14 protein-coding genes are annotated in these 15,708 nt (G+C 60.6%); 8 read left to right on the forward strand and 6 right to left on the reverse strand.

Annotated features, from left to right (window positions below):
• Positions 1 to 179 precede the first annotated feature (179 nt).
• The 4 genes from M2497_RS25730 (at position 180) to M2497_RS25745 (ending at position 4,662) form a co-directional block, all read left to right on the forward strand.
• Positions 180 to 2,129: an LTA synthase family protein gene (locus tag M2497_RS25730; RefSeq protein WP_248484107.1), complete on the forward strand. Its 1,950-nt coding sequence runs from the start codon at positions 180 to 182 to the stop codon at positions 2,127 to 2,129.
• 78 nt (positions 2,130 to 2,207) lie between these two features.
• A complete protein-coding gene (locus M2497_RS25735) occupies positions 2,208 to 2,906 on the forward strand; it encodes a response regulator transcription factor (protein WP_248484109.1) in 699 nt (232 codons plus the stop codon).
• Positions 2,896 to 4,194 (forward strand): ATP-binding protein, encoded by a 1,299-nt coding sequence (locus M2497_RS25740; RefSeq protein ID WP_248484111.1) that lies wholly within the window; start codon positions 2,896 to 2,898, stop codon positions 4,192 to 4,194. Before M2497_RS25735 ends, M2497_RS25740 begins: the two co-directional genes overlap by 11 nt.
• Positions 4,195 to 4,314: 120 nt before the next feature.
• Positions 4,315 to 4,662 carry a hypothetical protein gene (locus M2497_RS25745; protein ID WP_248484113.1) on the forward strand — a complete coding sequence of 116 codons (348 nt, stop codon included), beginning with the start codon at positions 4,315 to 4,317 and terminating at the stop codon, positions 4,660 to 4,662.
• Between the two features lie 75 nt (positions 4,663 to 4,737).
• Here the strand turns inward: M2497_RS25745 and groL are convergent, their stop codons facing one another.
• The 5 genes from groL to M2497_RS25770 form a co-directional block, all read right to left on the reverse strand.
• Positions 4,738 to 6,384 carry a chaperonin GroEL gene (gene groL / locus M2497_RS25750; RefSeq protein ID WP_248484115.1) on the reverse strand — a complete coding sequence of 549 codons (1,647 nt, stop codon included), beginning with the start codon at positions 6,382 to 6,384 and terminating at the stop codon, positions 4,738 to 4,740.
• 50 nt (positions 6,385 to 6,434) lie between these two features.
• Entirely contained in the window at positions 6,435 to 6,731 is a 297-nt protein-coding gene (locus tag M2497_RS25755; RefSeq protein ID WP_071496483.1) for a co-chaperone GroES, read from the reverse strand.
• 247 nt (positions 6,732 to 6,978) lie between these two features.
• Complete coding sequence (locus tag M2497_RS25760; protein ID WP_248484117.1) at positions 6,979 to 7,455, reverse strand: FxsA family protein; 477 nt, start codon at positions 7,453 to 7,455, stop codon at positions 6,979 to 6,981.
• 66 nt (positions 7,456 to 7,521) lie between these two features.
• Positions 7,522 to 8,253: a DUF2470 domain-containing protein gene (locus tag M2497_RS25765; protein ID WP_248484119.1), complete on the reverse strand. Its 732-nt coding sequence runs from the start codon at positions 8,251 to 8,253 to the stop codon at positions 7,522 to 7,524.
• Between the two features lie 105 nt (positions 8,254 to 8,358).
• Positions 8,359 to 9,366, reverse strand: a complete 1,008-nt coding sequence (locus M2497_RS25770) for a DUF481 domain-containing protein (protein WP_058423310.1) — start codon at positions 9,364 to 9,366, stop codon at positions 8,359 to 8,361.
• A gap of 124 nt (positions 9,367 to 9,490) precedes the next feature.
• On the opposite strand from M2497_RS25770, the gene M2497_RS25775 reads away from it, so the two are divergent.
• The 4 genes from M2497_RS25775 to M2497_RS25790 all read left to right on the forward strand — a co-directional run bounded on the left by M2497_RS25775 (position 9,491) and on the right by M2497_RS25790 (position 14,322).
• Positions 9,491 to 9,874 carry an MGMT family protein gene (locus M2497_RS25775; RefSeq protein WP_240164080.1) on the forward strand — a complete coding sequence of 128 codons (384 nt, stop codon included), beginning with the start codon at positions 9,491 to 9,493 and terminating at the stop codon, positions 9,872 to 9,874.
• 43 nt (positions 9,875 to 9,917) lie between these two features.
• Positions 9,918 to 11,450 carry an AmpG family muropeptide MFS transporter gene (locus M2497_RS25780; RefSeq protein WP_071489296.1) on the forward strand — a complete coding sequence of 511 codons (1,533 nt, stop codon included), beginning with the start codon at positions 9,918 to 9,920 and terminating at the stop codon, positions 11,448 to 11,450.
• 182 nt (positions 11,451 to 11,632) lie between these two features.
• A complete protein-coding gene (locus M2497_RS25785; protein WP_248484121.1) occupies positions 11,633 to 13,348 on the forward strand; it encodes a proline--tRNA ligase in 1,716 nt (571 codons plus the stop codon).
• Between the two features lie 20 nt (positions 13,349 to 13,368).
• Positions 13,369 to 14,322, forward strand: coding sequence for a hypothetical protein (locus M2497_RS25790; protein ID WP_248484123.1), 954 nt, complete (start codon positions 13,369 to 13,371; stop codon positions 14,320 to 14,322).
• Positions 14,323 to 14,389: 67 nt separating this feature from the next.
• Here M2497_RS25790 and dinB read toward each other — a convergent pair whose 3' ends face one another.
• Entirely contained in the window at positions 14,390 to 15,448 is a 1,059-nt protein-coding gene (gene dinB / locus M2497_RS25795; RefSeq protein ID WP_064054577.1) for a DNA polymerase IV, read from the reverse strand.
• Between the last annotated feature and the right edge of the window lie 260 nt (positions 15,449 to 15,708).

Here is a 15,708-nt window from a genome sequence, read left to right on the forward strand (position 1 = left end):
TAACGGCCGTGTTGGCTCGCGCAGCTTAAGGCCAAGTGTGGCTCAGGGATAGACCCGCAAGGGCCGTCGATAAAGGTTTTCAACCGATATTTTAGTTGAACGAGATTTTCACTATAGCTTCACAAACTGACTACAGTGTCAGGGCGAAGATCGCGCCCATCGATATAAGGAAGTTGGACATGGGGTTTCTCAAAACAGCGCCTATGCGCTATTTGCTGTTGGTCACCGGTGCCTGGCTGGTTGTGTTCCTGCTCACGCGCAGCGTGTTGCTCATTACTCACCTGGATGAAGTCGGTGGCAACCTGCTGCCGGTGTTTGGCGTGGGCCTGCTGTACGACCTCGGCTTTCTGGCCTACGCGGCCCTGCCACTGGGGCTGTATCTGCTGCTATGCCCACCCGCCCTCTGGCGCCGTCGCGGTCACCGCTGGTTCCTGCAGGCGGTGCTGACCGTCAGCCTGTTCGCCATGCTGTTCACCTCGGTCGCCGAGTGGTTGTTCTGGGATGAATTCGGCGTGCGCTTCAACTTTATCGCCGTCGATTACCTGGTGTACTCCGATGAGGTGTTGAACAACGTTCTGGAGTCCTACCCGATCGGCAAGTTGCTTAGCCTGCTGGCGATGCTCGCCGTTGTGTTGAGCCTGGCCCTGCGCAAACCGTTCAACGCCGCGATGAATGCACCGCTGCCGACAATGCGGGGTCGCCTGGTCAATGCCCTGGGCCTTTTGATCGTTGCCGGCCTCAGCCTGCAACTGATCAGCCAGGACAGCCCGCGCGCCCAAGGCGGCAACGCCTACAAAAACGAGCTGGCGAGCAATGGCCCGTATCAGTTTTTCGCCGCGTTCCGTAACAATGAACTGGACTACACCCAGTTCTATAAAAGCCTGCCCGCGGATGTCGTCGCCAAACAGTTGCGCGCCGAACTGAGTGAGCCCAATGCTCGCTTCATCGACAAGGACCCCTTGGATATCCGCCGCGCCATCGACAACCCCGGCACGCCGCGCACACCCAATATCGTGCTGGTGACCATCGAAAGCTTCAGCGCCAAATACATGGGCAGCAACGGCGACGAGCGCAACCTCACGCCCAACCTGGATGCGCTGCGCAAGCAGAGCCTGTACTTCAATAACTTCTATGCCACCGGCACCCGCACGGATCGGGGCCTGGAGGCCATCACCCTGGCGATCCCACCGACACCGGGCCGCTCGATCGTCAAACGCATCGGCCGCGAAAGTGGCTTCGCCAGCCTGGGCCAGCAACTCACCGCCATCGGCTATGACAGCGTGTTCGTCTATGGCGGGCGCGGTTACTTCGACAATATGAATGCGTTCTTCAGCGGCAACGGCTATCGGGTCGTCGACCAGAGCAGCGTGCCCGAATCGGAGATCTCATTCAAAAACGCCTGGGGCATGGCCGACGAAGACCTCTACAAACAAACCCTGAAGCTGGCCGATGCCGACTACGCCAAGCAGCAGCCGTTCCTGCTGCAACTGATGACCACCTCCAACCATCGCCCCTACACCTACCCGGATGGGCGCATCGATATCAAATCCGGCAACGGCCGCGACGGCGCGGTGAAGTACACCGACCACGCCATCGGCGAATTCCTGGAGGCGGCACGCCAGAAGCCGTGGTTCGATAACACGATCTTCGTGTTCGTCGCCGACCACACGGCCGGCAGCGCAGGCAAGGAAGACCTGCCCATCAGCAACTACCAGATTCCGCTGTTCATCTATGCGCCCAAACTGGTCGACGCCCGGGAAACCGCGCAACTGGCCAGCCAGATCGACCTGGCGCCCACCTTGCTCGGCCTGCTCAACCTGAGCTACGAATCGACCTTCTTCGGCCGTAACCTGTTGCAAGACAATCCGCTACCACCGCGTGTGGTGGTCGGCAACTACCAGCACCTGGGGTTGTTTGACGGCAAAGACCTGGCGATCCTCAGCCCACGCCAGGGCCTGCGTCGCCACGATCAGGCCCTGGGTGAAAGCCAGGAGCTGCGGGTGGGCAGTGATGACCCGCTGATCCTGCGCGCCATCACCTACTACCAGGCCGCAAGCTATGGTTTCAAACAGCAGTTGCTGGGCTGGAAAGCACCGAAGGTTGCAGAACCTGCGATCAGCGCCCGCTGATCGCCACACGTGGGCCCTTGCCTCCTGCGGGGCAAGGGCGTAACACTTGCGCCCATTCTCCGGCGACGACGCCCTTTCATGTCCGACACCCTGCTGCTGATCGAAGATGACCGCCCACTGGCCGCCCTGACGGCGGAGTTCCTGCGCGCCGAAGGTTTCAGCGTGGCGGTTGAGCACCGTGGCGACCGTGCCGCCCAGCGCATTCTTGACGAAAAACCGGCGTTGTTGATCCTGGATGTGATGCTACCCGGCATCGACGGTTTTACCCTGTGCCGACAGATCCGCGAGCAGTACCCCGGCCTGATCCTGATGATGACGGCGCTGGACGAAAACGCCGAGCAATTGACGGGGTTCAACGTTGGTGCGGACGATTACGTGGTCAAGCCGGTCGACCCGCTGTTGTTGCTGGCGCGTATCCGCTCGCTGCTGCGTCGCCATCCCCAGGCGCCCCGTGCGTCTTACCAATGGGGCACATTCCGCTTGGACCTCAACGGCCATTTCGCCTGGCTCGACGAGGTGCCCTTGCAGTTCTCGGTGGCCGAGTTCGAGTTGCTTGCGATCTTCGCCCGCCACTGCGGTGTGTTGCTGACCCGGGAAAAACTCCTGCAAAGCCTGCGCGGCCTGGAGTACGACGGGCTCAATCGCTCGGTGGATATGCGCGTGTCACGTCTGCGCAAAAAGCTGATGAGCCTGGGGTGCCCGGTGACGATCCAGACCATCACGGCCCAGGGCTACCTGTTTGTCGAAACACCGCGAGAGGCCCGGCATGTTCTCTAGAGTGCGACCCTGGATGGCGATTCTCGCAGGCACCGGCTGGGGCGCGTTGACCCTGTATTTGCTGTGGCTGTGCGCCAATGCCTCGGTATTTGTCGGCGAATACAGCTTTTTGCGCTTGATGGCCGGGCCGGGCTATCTGGTGGCGGAGCAACTCAAGGCCCTGCCGGCCGACCAGCGTGAAGCCCGTATGGAGGTACTGCGCGCGCGCTTCCAGTACCCGATCCGCCTCGTCACCCTGGGCGAGGTCGAACTGCCGCCCGAAGCCCTGATCATGCTGCAACACCAGCAACCGGCACAGAGCAGCGATGAAGACATCACCTATTTCCCATTCGATGACAAAACGCTGATCCAATTCGGTCCGATGTGGGGAACCGCCGAGGTCAAGGACCTGCTGCAATTCCCGGTGTATGGGATCACCGCGTGCGTGGCCGCCCTGCCGCTGTTGCTGTGGATGTGGTTCGGTCTGCGTGCACGCCGCCAACGAAATGCTGATCTGCTGGCCCTTGATGCCTGCCTGGGCACCCTGGCCCGCACGCCCAACGCGATGCTGCCGGCCATGGGCAAGGAATGGGCGCCCGTGCTGCAGACCTTGCAGCAACATGCCCAAGACATCAATGCCATGAGCGAACGCCACCGAGAGGTTTCCCAGGCCGTCTCCCATGAATTGCGCACACCGTTGGCCCGCATGCGCTTCGCCTTGACCCTGCTGAGCAAAAGCGACGACCCCTCCACGCGCATACGCTTGCAGGAACGCCTGCAAACCGATGTGGAAGAGCTTGAAGCCCTGGTGCGCGCCAGCCTGGCCTTTGCCCGGATGGCCGGCGCGCCCGCCGACCTGCAGCATGAGCCCATCCCTATCCGTGACTGGTTGCATCAGGAGTTTGCCTTGCTCGACGGGCATCAGCGGCGCCTGAGCCTGGACACCGAGCCGGCGGACCTGCAATTGATCGGCGATCGCGCCTTGTTGCATCTGATCGTGCGCAACCTGTTGAGCAACGCCATCACCTACGCCCGCGACCAAGTCAGCGTCAGTGCAGCCCAACAGGATGACCAGCACCTGGTGCTGCATGTGGACGACGACGGCCCGGGCATACTCGCTGAAAACCGCGAAAAGATATTCGAGCCGTTTGTACGATTGGCCATGGGTGGCGATGAACCCGGCGGCTTCGGCCTTGGGCTGGCACTGGCCAGGCGCGCCACCCAATGGCATCGCGGTGAGCTGTCTGTGGCGCGCAGCCCGTTGGGCGGGGCACGCCTGACCCTGATCCTGCCACTGCGCCCCCAGTAACCTTCGTGTTACAGCCTGTGACAGTGAACCGCTGGCATTCTCCGTAATCTCGCCACCTGATCCAGGGTTGCCCCTGCGCCCTGGGTCCCCGTCCTTTGGACCCGGTTGGAGAGCCCGTTCATGCGTCCCCCAAAACAGCATTTACCCACGTTGATGCTATCGCTGTGTATCGTCGCCAGCGCGCTGCTGACCAGCCAAGCGGCTGCCGTGAGCCGCGCAGCGCCTGACTTCACTGGTTCGATCAAGTCGCCCGGCTACGACTCCCACACCCTTAAACTGCTGGGCGAGGTGACCATGTCCAGCCGCTGGCGGCGGCCCATACCCAGGCCACGCACTAAAGCCGCGACTCTGTCTGCCCAAGGGCCGCTCGGCCACACATCTGCACCGTGGTCCTCTGCACGTGTGCCCTCGGCGCTTGCCAGAGGGATGACCTTCAAGAGGCTGTTGCGACGCGGCGGCATGGGCTGAACGCTCAACCAAGCATAAAAAAACCCCGCCTGCATCACTGCAGGCGGGGTTTTTTATGAGCCGGGTAAGGCTGGCTTACATCATGCCGCCCATGCCACCCATGCCGCCCATGTCTGGCATACCGCCGCCAGCTGCGCCTTCAGCCTTAGGCTTGTCGGCAATTGCAGCTTCGGTGGTCAGGATCAGACCGCCGATGGAAGCTGCAGCTTGCAGCGCGGAACGAGTCACCTTGGTTGGGTCCAGGATGCCCATTTCGATCATGTCGCCGTAGACGCCAGTCGCAGCGTTGTAACCGTAGTTACCTTTGCCGTTCTTGACTTCATTGACCACAACGCTTGGCTCGTCGCCGGAGTTGGCAGCGATCTGGCGCAGTGGCGCTTCAACAGCGCGACGCAGCACAGCGATACCGACGTTCTGGTCAGCGTTGTCGCCGGTCAAGTTGGTCAGGGCTTCCAGAGCACGGATCAGCGCAACGCCACCGCCAGGTACCACGCCTTCTTCAACGGCTGCACGGGTTGCGTGCAGGGCGTCTTCAACGCGGGCTTTCTTCTCTTTCATTTCAACTTCGGAACCGGCGCCAACCTTGATCACTGCAACGCCGCCAGACAGCTTGGCCAGACGCTCTTGCAGTTTTTCACGGTCGTAGTCCGAGGAAGTTTCGGCAACCTGGGCACGGATCTGAGTGATGCGCGCCTGGATGTCCTGCTCAACGCCAGCACCGTCAACGATGATGGTGGCTTCCTTGGAGATGGTCACGCGCTTGGCGCTACCCAGGTTTTCCAGGGTGGCGCTTTCCAGGCTCAGGCCGATTTCTTCGGAGATAACGGTACCGCCGGTCAGAACGGCGATGTCCTGCAGCATGGCCTTGCGACGGTCGCCGAAGCCTGGCGCCTTGACGGCTGCGACTTTAACGATGCCACGCATGTTGTTCACAACCAACGTCGCCAGGGCTTCGCCTTCAACGTCTTCGGAAACGATCAGCAGTGGGCGGCCGGCTTTGGCAACGGCTTCCAGCACGGGCAGCATTTCGCGGATGTTGGAGATTTTCTTGTCGACCAGCAGGATCAGCGGGCTGTCCAGCTCGGCAACCATGGTTTCCGGCTTGTTGACGAAGTACGGAGACAGGTAGCCACGGTCGAACTGCATGCCTTCTACAACCGACAGTTCGTTTTCCAGGCCAGTGCCTTCTTCAACGGTGATCACGCCTTCTTTACCGACTTTTTCCATGGCTTCGGCAATGATGTCGCCGATGGAGCTGTCGGAGTTGGCGGAGATGGTGCCTACCTGAGCGATAGCCTTGGTGTCGGCGCATGGCTTGGACAGGTTTTTCAGCTCAGCAACGATGGCGATGGTCGCCTTGTCGATGCCGCGCTTGAGGTCCATCGGGTTCATGCCGGCAGCAACGGCCTTGTAGCCTTCGTTGACGATCGCCTGGGCCAGGACGGTAGCGGTGGTGGTGCCGTCGCCTGCGTCATCGTTGGCACGGGAGGCAACGTCTTTGACCAGCTGCGCGCCCATGTTTTCGAAACGGTCTTCCAGTTCGATTTCTTTGGCGACGGAAACGCCGTCCTTGGTGATGGTCGGAGCGCCGAAGCTCTTCTCGATGATCACGTTACGGCCTTTCGGGCCCAGGGTCGCTTTTACTGCGTCAGCCAGGATGTTGACACCGGTGAGCATTTTCTTGCGGGCGGAATCGCCAAATTTAACTTCTTTAGCAGCCATGATCGATAATCCTTAAATACTTTGGAGTAACGGGAAAATGAGCGGGGAAATTACGCTTCCAGTACGGCGAGAATCTCGTTCTCAGCCATGACCAGCAGGTCTTCGCCGTCGATTTTCACAGTGTTGCTGCCGGAGTAAGGGCCGAATACAACCTTGTCACCGACTTTAACGGCCAGAGCACGCACTTCACCGTTTTCCAGGGTCTTGCCTGGGCCAGCAGCGACGATCACACCGTGGTTGGCTTTTTCAGCAGCCGAACCTGGCAGAACGATCCCGCCAGCGGTTTTCTTTTCTTCTTCGCTGCGACGGATTACGACGCGGTCGTGCAGAGGACGAAGCTTGCTCATTGTCGATCTCTCCTAATTGTGTTTTTCATCGGCCGGTGTCTGTACCGGCGGGTTGTATTCCGGCTGTGCCGGTCGCGCCTCGCCAAGCAAGACGCGGAAGTCTGTCTGGTGTCGCCACCAGAAACCTTGCGGTGACCGTTACATAAGGGCGCATAAGCTTATTACAAGGGGCCGCGACGGAAATTTTTTGCAGGCGCCGACGGTTGAAAGCAACACGGCACCCGAAGGTGCCGTGCCAATGAAGCGGTTATTTGCTGTCGCGGTGTTCGAACTCGCCTTCGATCACATCCCCTTCACGCCCCAGCGGCTGGCGTGGAGCCGGTCCGCCACGGGGTTGCAGGTCGTCGGCAAAGGCTCGCTGGCGAATCGCCGCCTCTTCGGCGCGCTGGCGCATCTTGCTGGCCAGCAGCTTGCGGGTGAACGGCAGCAACATCACCAGACCCACCACATCGCTGATGAAGCCCGGCAGGATCAACAGGCCACCGGCCAGGGCCATCATCAGGCCTTCAAGCATGGTCTGTGCGGGCAGCTCGCCACGGTTCAGGCTTTCACGGGCACGCAGCGCCGTGGCCAGGCCGGCGACGCGCAGCACCAGCACGCCGAGCATCGAGCCGAGAATGATCAGCAACAGGGCCGGGAAAAACCCGATCGCGCTGCTGACTTGAACGAATACGAACAGCTCCAACACCGGGAACAGCAGAAAGAGCAATAAAAAAGGGCGCATCAAATGGTTCCTCAACGCAAGAATGCCTTGCCAGTCCACCTTAGATGACGTCGCCGTTTCGTGAATTCAAGCGTCAGCAGTGGCTTTTTTCGGCCAGGCCTCGGCATTGGCCAATGAAACCAGGGCTTCGCGTACTTGTGTCGGCGTGTTGCAAGGCTCCGCAAACGGCAACCAATATAAGGAATGGCCGATACGCAAGTGCATGCCTTCGCTGTCGATGCCGGCTAATTGAGCGGGCTCGGAAGTCGGCAAACCGCCGAGATCGACGTAATGGGCAATGGCCTTGGTGTGATCGCTGTTCATGTGTTCGATCATGCTGCGCTCGGCCTTGCCGGCGAACGGATTGGCCAGGTTCAACTGGTCGATCCAGTGAATCGCCCCAAAGCCACCGATGTAACGGTGGCGTACGGGCTTGAGTACCCAGAAGTCGAAGTCGTGGGCCTTGTGGTAGTTGGCGGAGTCCGGGAAGTAGCGGTAGTAACGCTCGGCCGCCGCCTCGATGGCCGCGCCCTCCTCCAGCTTTTCCGCTTCGGCCAGGTAGGTCAGGCGCCCGACGGCCTGCACGTCATCGGCCTCACGCTCACCGACCAGCAACGAACACTTGGGGTCTTTCTGCAGGTTATGGGTGTGCTGTGCGATGCGGCTGATCAGGATCAACGGGCGACCCTGCTCGTCGAGGCAATACGGTACGACCGAGCCGAAAGGGAAGCCAGGCATGGCTTTGGATAAAGTGGAGAGAGCCCCACGGTATTCCTTGAGCAACAGCTCTCGGGCGTTCTTGGCAACCTGTGCGCTCAACGTATGACTCCTCGGGTATTCAGCCGCCCATGGCATATGGGAATGGATCTCAACGCAAGGTAATCATATCCGCAAAGGTTGCCAAGCAGGTTTTGTGCGCCCGTGTTACCAGGCCACACCGAAACCAGCGGTGTAGCGGGTCTTGCTCAGGCTGCTCTCGGAGTCGCCGCTGATGATGTCGCGCTCGGCCTTGAGGTTGAGGGAGGCCCATTCGGTGACTTTGTAGCGCAGGCCCATTTCCGCATCCAGGGAGTAATCCACGGGCCCATCAATCGGCCGGCCCAGTTCACCATTGGTGAAGAACTCAACCGTCTTGCCCACCAGGTAGCGGTTGTAGTTCCACTTCATGGCCACCGAGTAGAAGTTGTCTTTGCCACCCTCGGCATATTCATAGTCAGTGCGGTTGACCAGCGAACCGAGGGAGAACGCGCCCAGTTCATCATCCCAGAACTGGTAGCCGGGGCCGGTGCCGACGGTGCGCTGGCGGGACAGGTCTTCGACCTTGTCGCGCTTGTAGGTCAAGCGTCCCTGCCAGAACCAATGCTCGGTGAGGAAACGGTCCAGGTCGTATTCCAGGGCCCAGTTGTCGGTGGTGGTGACATCGTCCTGGAACTCACGGTTGTATTCGCCCTGGCCGGTGTGGCGCCACTGGCCATGCCGCGCCGTGGTCTTGAAGTCGATGTCGTAGTCGTTGGTGTCTTTTTCGGCGCGCTTGTAGTCCAGCGCCAGGTCGACATTGCCCTTCCACACCAGGTCTTCGATCACCGGCTTGGGCTTGATGATCTGCTGGATGCTTGCCAAGTCCACCGTCTTGGGCGCCTCGCCGTTGGCCAGCACCACCTTGCCATCATCCGCTGCCTTCAGAGACTTGGCCTTCTCGCCGGTGTAGGCGTCCTGTTTGACCAATAATTCCTGGTCGCTCTCCAGGGTTTTCACCTGCTTCCAGTCCACGGGGATGGCACCGGCGTAGTCGGTCTGGATCAGCAATTTGCCGCCATCGAAGACTTTGATCTTGCCGGTCAGGCGGTCACCGTTCTTCAACCAGACGGTGTCGGCCAGCAAGGGCGTGGAGGCGCTGAAAACAGCAAGGCACAGCAGGGTTCTGGACAACATAAGCGGGTATGGGGCTCAAGGTTGGCGAAAAGGAGGCATTATCGTGTTAGATAGCTAGGACTGACTCAAGTATCGGGGTCGAGTTCAATGCTCATCGCCATGTTTACAGACGTTTCTTACAAAAATGCCGACGATTTCAACGGATAGCCGCGCAATGAATCAACCAGCCGAGTCGCCGCAAAGCCCTGCCGAGATGCGCCGTACTGCGCTGTACCTGACCCTGGCACAAGTGCCACCAGGCTGCGTGGTGAGTTACGGCGAGCTGGCTCACCTGGCGGGCCTCGGCCGTGCTGCGCGCTGGGTGGGTCGTACGTTGAGCCAACTGCCTGAAGACACCAGGCTGCCGTGGCACCGTGTGCTGGGTGCCGGTGGTCGGATAAGTCTGCCGGTGGGCAGTGCTTCAGGCGACGAACAACGGGCGCGTTTGCGCGACGAAGGCGTCACGGTCCGCAACAATCGCGTGGATATTCAGCGCCATGGCTGGCGCCCGGTAGAGCACAGCGGTTAGAGTGCGCGCTTTGTTTCCGCAAATCTGAGGCAGACTCCAGCCCATGCCCCGTAAAACCTGGCGCGCCGCGCTCGCTGCCTATGCCAGCCCTTCGACGTTAGTCCTGTTGTTGCTCGGCTTTGCCGCCGGTCTGCCTTACATGTTGGTGTTCTCGACGCTTTCGGTGTGGTTGCGCGAAGCCGGTGTGGCGCGCGAGACCATCGGCTATGCGAGCCTGATCGGTTTGGCGTATGCCTTTAAATGGGTCTGGTCGCCGCTGCTCGACCAATGGCGCCTGCCACTGCTCGGTAAACTCGGACGCCGCCGTTCCTGGCTGGTGCTGGCCCAGTCGCTGGTGATCCTCGGATTGATCGGCATGGGTTTCTGCGACCCACAGAAACACTTGTCCTGGCTGATCGCTATCGCCGTCATCGTCGCCTTCGCCTCCGCCACCCAGGACATCGCGGTGGACGCCTACCGCCTGGAAATCGCCGACGACAGCCGCCAGGCCGCGCTGGCCGCCAGCTACATGTCCGGTTATCGCATCGCCGCCCTGCTGGCTACGGCAGGCGCACTGTTTTTTGCCGAAGGGTTCGGCTCCACCGGTTTCAACTACAAGCACTCGGCCTGGACCGGCACCTACGTGCTGTTCGGCGTACTGATGATTCCGGCGCTGCTGACCACGCTGTTCATGCGCGAACCTGATGTGCCACTGCGCACCCAGTTGCAGGCCGGGCGCTACAGCTTCGTACACCAACTGGCATCGGTGTTTGTGCTGATCGTGCTGCTGGTATCGGTACCGGCGATGTTTACCCAGTTGTTCAACACGGACTTCGGCAGCGTGATATTCCACGGCGTGAGCCTGTGGGACCTGCTGATGGAAGACCGCGCCTTCCTGCGCGCCATCCTCTATATAACCCTCACGTCGCTGTGCCTGTCGGCCATGGGTCGCCGGGGTCTAGCGCCGGTGCTGACACCGGTCAACGACTTCATCCTGCGTTACCGCTGGCAGGCATTGCTGTTGTTGGGGCTGATCGCCACCTACCGCATGTCCGACACCGTGATGGGCGTGATGGCCAACGTGTTCTACATCGACCAGGGCTTCACCAAGGACCAGATCGCCGGCGTCAGCAAGATCTTCGGCCTGATCATGACCCTGCTGGGTGCAGGTATGGGCGGCCTGCTGATTGTGCGCTTCGGTATCCTGCCGATCCTGTTCATCGGCGGCGTGGCGTCGGCTGGCACCAACCTGCTGTTCGTGATGCTCGCCGACATGGGCCCGGACCTGCAGATGCTGATCTTCACCATTTCCCTGGATAACTTCAGCTCAGGGCTGGCGACCTCAGCGTTCGTGGCGTACCTGTCGAGCCTGACCAACCTCAAGTTCTCCGCCACCCAATATGCCCTGCTCAGCTCGATCATGCTGTTGCTGCCGCGCCTTATCGGCGGGTATTCGGGGGTGATGGTGGAGAAGTTCGGGTATCACAATTTCTTCCTGATCACCTGCCTGCTGGGCGTGCCGACGCTGTTCCTGATCGCGTTGCACTGGTTCCAGGAAAATCGGCGGGCGCGGTTGAGTCCGCCGACCGAAGACTGACAATGAGGGAGGGGCTTGCCCCCGATAGCAGGTTGTCAGGCGCTTATGTGTTACTGATCCACCGCTATCGGGGGCAAGCCCCCTCCCACATACCCCTCTGCGTTCTGATGCCTGTACTCCAGCAGCCGGCGCCCGTACAATCCCAAGTCATTTCAAGTCCAAGCAACCGACAACGGCCTACCATGCGTACCAGTCAATATTTGCTCGCCACACAGAAAGAAACGCCTTCCGACGCGGTCGTGATCAGCCACCAGCTGATGCTGCGCGCCGGCATGATCCGCAAACTGGCCTCCGGCCTCTACACCTGGCTGCCCATGGGCTTGAAGGTGATGCGCAAGGTCGAAGCCATCGTTCGTGAAGAAATGAACGCCGCCGGCTCTCTGGAAGTGTTGATGCCGAGCACCCAACCGGCTGAACTGTGGCAGGAATCCGGGCGCTGGGAAGAGTACGGGCCTGAGTTGCTGCGCTTCAAGGATCGCCATGGCCGCGATTTCTGCGCCGGCCCGACCCACGAAGAAGTGATCACCGACCTGATGCGCAACGAGCTGAGCAGCTACAAGCAGCTGCCGCTGAACCTGTATCAGATCCAGACCAAGTTCCGTGACGAAATCCGCCCACGCTTCGGCTTGATGCGCGGCCGCGAATTCATCATGAAGGATGCCTATTCGTTCCACGCTGACCAAGCGTCCTTGCAGGTCACCTACGACCGCATGCACCAGGCCTACTGCAACGTGTTCACGCGCCTGGGCTTGAAGTTCCGCCCGGTTGAAGCCGACAACGGCTCCATCGGCGGCGCCGGCTCCCACGAATTCCACGTGCTGGCCGAGTCCGGCGAAGACGACATCGTGTTCAGCAACGGTTCCGACTACGCGGCGAACATCGAGAAAGCCGAAGCCGTGCCACGGGAAACTTCCCGTCCAGCCCCGGCCGAAGAGCTGCGCCTGGTGGACACGCCGGATACCAAGACCATCGCGGCCCTGGTGGAAAAATTCAATCTGCCGATTGAAAAGACCATCAAGACCCTGATCGTGCGTGCCGAGGAAGAAGGCAAGCTGATTGCCCTGGTGATCCGTGGCGATCACGAGCTCAACGAAATCAAGGCGGCCCAGCAACCTGGCGTGGCCAGCCCGCTGGTCATGGCCACCGACGCCGAACTGCGCGACGCCATTGGCGCCGGTGCCGGTTCGCTCGGCCCGCTGAACCTGCCGCTGCCGATCATCATCGACCGTTCGGTCGAGCTGATGAGCGACTTCGGTATCGGCGCGAACATCGACGACAAGCACTACTTCGGCGTGAACTGGGAACGTGACCTGCCGGTGCCGACCGTGGCCGACCTGCGTAACGTGGTAGCTGGCGACCCAAGCCCGGACGGCAAGGGCACCCTGGAAATCAAGCGCGGCATCGAAGTCGGGCACATCTTCCAGCTGGGCAACAAGTACAGCAAGGCGATGAAGTGCGAAGTGCTGGGCGAGAACGGCAAGCCGATCACCCTGGACATGGGCTGCTACGGCATTGGCGTATCCCGCGTGGTTGCCGCTGCCATCGAGCAGAACAACGATGACAAAGGCATCATCTGGAGTGACGCCCTGGCGCCGTTCCAGGTCGCCCTGGTGCCGCTGCGTTATGAAACCGAGCAAGTACGCGAAGCCACCGACAAGCTGTATGCCGAATTGACGGCTGCTGGTTTTGAAGTGCTGCTGGATGACCGGGACAAGAAAACCAGCCCGGGCATCAAGTTCGCCGACATGGAACTGATTGGCATCCCGCACCGGATCGTGGTCAGTGACCGCGGCCTGGCGGATGGCAATCTGGAATACAAGAGCCGGACCGAAGCCGAAGCCCAACCGTTGCCGGTGGCTGACGTGCTGTCTTTCCTTCAGGCGCGTATTCGTCGCTGAAAACCAGATCAAGAGAAGTCATGTTCAAGCGAAACACCAGAGCCCTGGGGGGCGCCGCCTTGTGCGGCGCCCTGCTGGTCAGCGGCTGCGCCAACCAGATGTCGCAACGCAGTGAGCACGAAGAGCGAGTCGAGCGTAAGTTGCTCGACCACAGCCTGCAGATCGATGTAGGCGAGCCCAAAGTGCTGGAGCTGCCGCAACGCCGGGTTCGCATTCACGAGCAGAAGACCTTCGAGGTCACCGAGTTCGAAGTCACCCGTCGTTACGACCGCTATACCCCCTACCAGCCCTGGCGCAAGCTCTACGAGATGCCATTGGGTGCGGTTGCCCTGGTGGCGGGCGCGGGTGCCAACGTGGCGAATATCTTCGCCCTCGGCCACCTGCCGACCAGCATGACCCATGACTGGCTGACCTATGGCGTGGACGGCCTCAACCCGTTCATGAACGTGCAATCCCACGGCCGTGCACAACAGAACCTGGCGGGTATCGATGAAGTCCAGCGCGACAAGCGCGTGGAGTATTCGAGCCTGCCCTGGAGCGAGCGCCCGGTGCAGGTCACCGCCGGCAAGCAGACCCATGAGCTGACCACCGACCGCAACGGCGTCCTGCGCCTGAACCTGTTGGACAGCCCATTTGCCGAGCAGGACCTGAACCGCGTCACCACCTTGAAGATCAGCGTGGAAGATGGCCAGGACGATGTGCATTCGGACTCGACCCTGGCGATCAGCAACACCCTGCGCGGCAAGTTGCTCGAAGCCCACGGTTTGATCTACGACGATCTGGAAGACGATGAAGTCAGCCAGTGGGTGCACCGGGTCAAGCGCTTGTCGGAGCTGGGCCTGGAAGAAGAGGCCAGTGAGCTGGAGCAAAGCCTGATCGAACTGACGCGCAATGATCCCGAGTTGCAGCAAGAGTTTCTGCAGGCGCTGACCAAGGATGCGGGGCGGCTAGTCGCAGATCCCGGCGCACGCTGAGCCCCTCAAATTGTTGCCGGTCAAATGTGTGAGGGGGCAAGCCCCCTCCCACATTTGCTCCCGATTTTTACCAGGAAAATTCGAGCTGCTCGTTGCCATTGCTCAGGTCCAACAACCGCACACCAATCCCCAACAAGCGCACCGGCTTGCCTCCGCGGTTGAACGCCTGCGTCAGCAGCTGTTGATAACTCTCCAGATCCCGCCCTGCCCCAGCCTGTTCCAGTGTGGTCTGGGTAAAGTCATGAAACTTCACCTTCACGAACGGCTTGCCCGCCCTGTAACTGCTATCGATGCGCGCCATGCGCCCGGCCAGGGTTTCCATCAGTTCGGGAAGTTTGGCCAGGCAGCTTGAGAGGTCCGGCAGGTCCACGTCATAGGTATTTTCCACACTGATCGATTGTCGGCGACTGTCGTTCTGCACCACACGGTCATCAATCCCACGCGCCAGGCTCCACAGCCGCTCGCCAAAACTGCCGAATTCGCGCACCAGCGCCAGCTTGTTCCACTCGCGCAGTTGCAGGCAGTCTTCGATGCCCAGGCGTGCCAGTTTATCGGCCGTGACCTTGCCCACACCGTGCAACTTGCTGACCCGCAACTGTGAGACAAAGTCTTCGACCTGGTCCGGGGTAATCACAAACAGGCCGTTGGGTTTCTTCCAGTCGCTGGCGATCTTGGCCAGGAACTTGTTCGGCGCCACGCCTGCGGACACGGTGATGTGCAGTTGGTTGGAGACACGGCGACGAATGTCCTGGGCGATGCGCGTGGCGCTGCCGCCAAAGTGCGGGCTGTCGGACACATCCAGGTAAGCCTCGTCCAACGATAGCGGTTCGATCAGGTCGGTGTAGTCGCGAAAGATCGTCTGGATTTCCTTCGAGGCTTCCTTGTAGGCGTCCATGCGTGGCTTGACGATGGTCAGGTCCGGGCACAGCTTCAAGGCATGCCGCGACGACATGGCCGAGCGCACGCCATAGGCGCGCGCCTCGTAGTTGCAGGTGGCAATCACGCCGCGCCGGTCCGCCGAGCCGCCCACCGCCAGCGGTTTTTGCGCCAGGCTCGGGTCATCGCGCATCTCGATGGCGGCGTAGAAGCAATCACAGTCGACGTGGATGATTTTGCGCTGCGTCATATAAACGGGGTGTGTACCTACGGGTGGCCAGTATCGCATTCACACCTGTATATAGCACCAGTAGTTTGAATCTTCCGCTCAAGCGGTAGGAAAATTCCAGGATGAATTTATTTTCTCAATCGGATTTGGCCTTCCGATAGAGCTGAAAGCCTCGGCCAGACTGGGCTCGCGGGGTATCAAGAGGCCTTTATGGAGAGCTAAGCGATTGAACCACAAGCGCTTTTCTTTAATTCACAGGTTGACACACCGGCGTTCCTCTG

This window comes from Pseudomonas sp. CYM-20-01 (genome assembly GCF_023169845.1).
In the GTDB taxonomy this organism is placed as follows: domain Bacteria; phylum Pseudomonadota; class Gammaproteobacteria; order Pseudomonadales; family Pseudomonadaceae; genus Aquipseudomonas; species Aquipseudomonas azotoformans.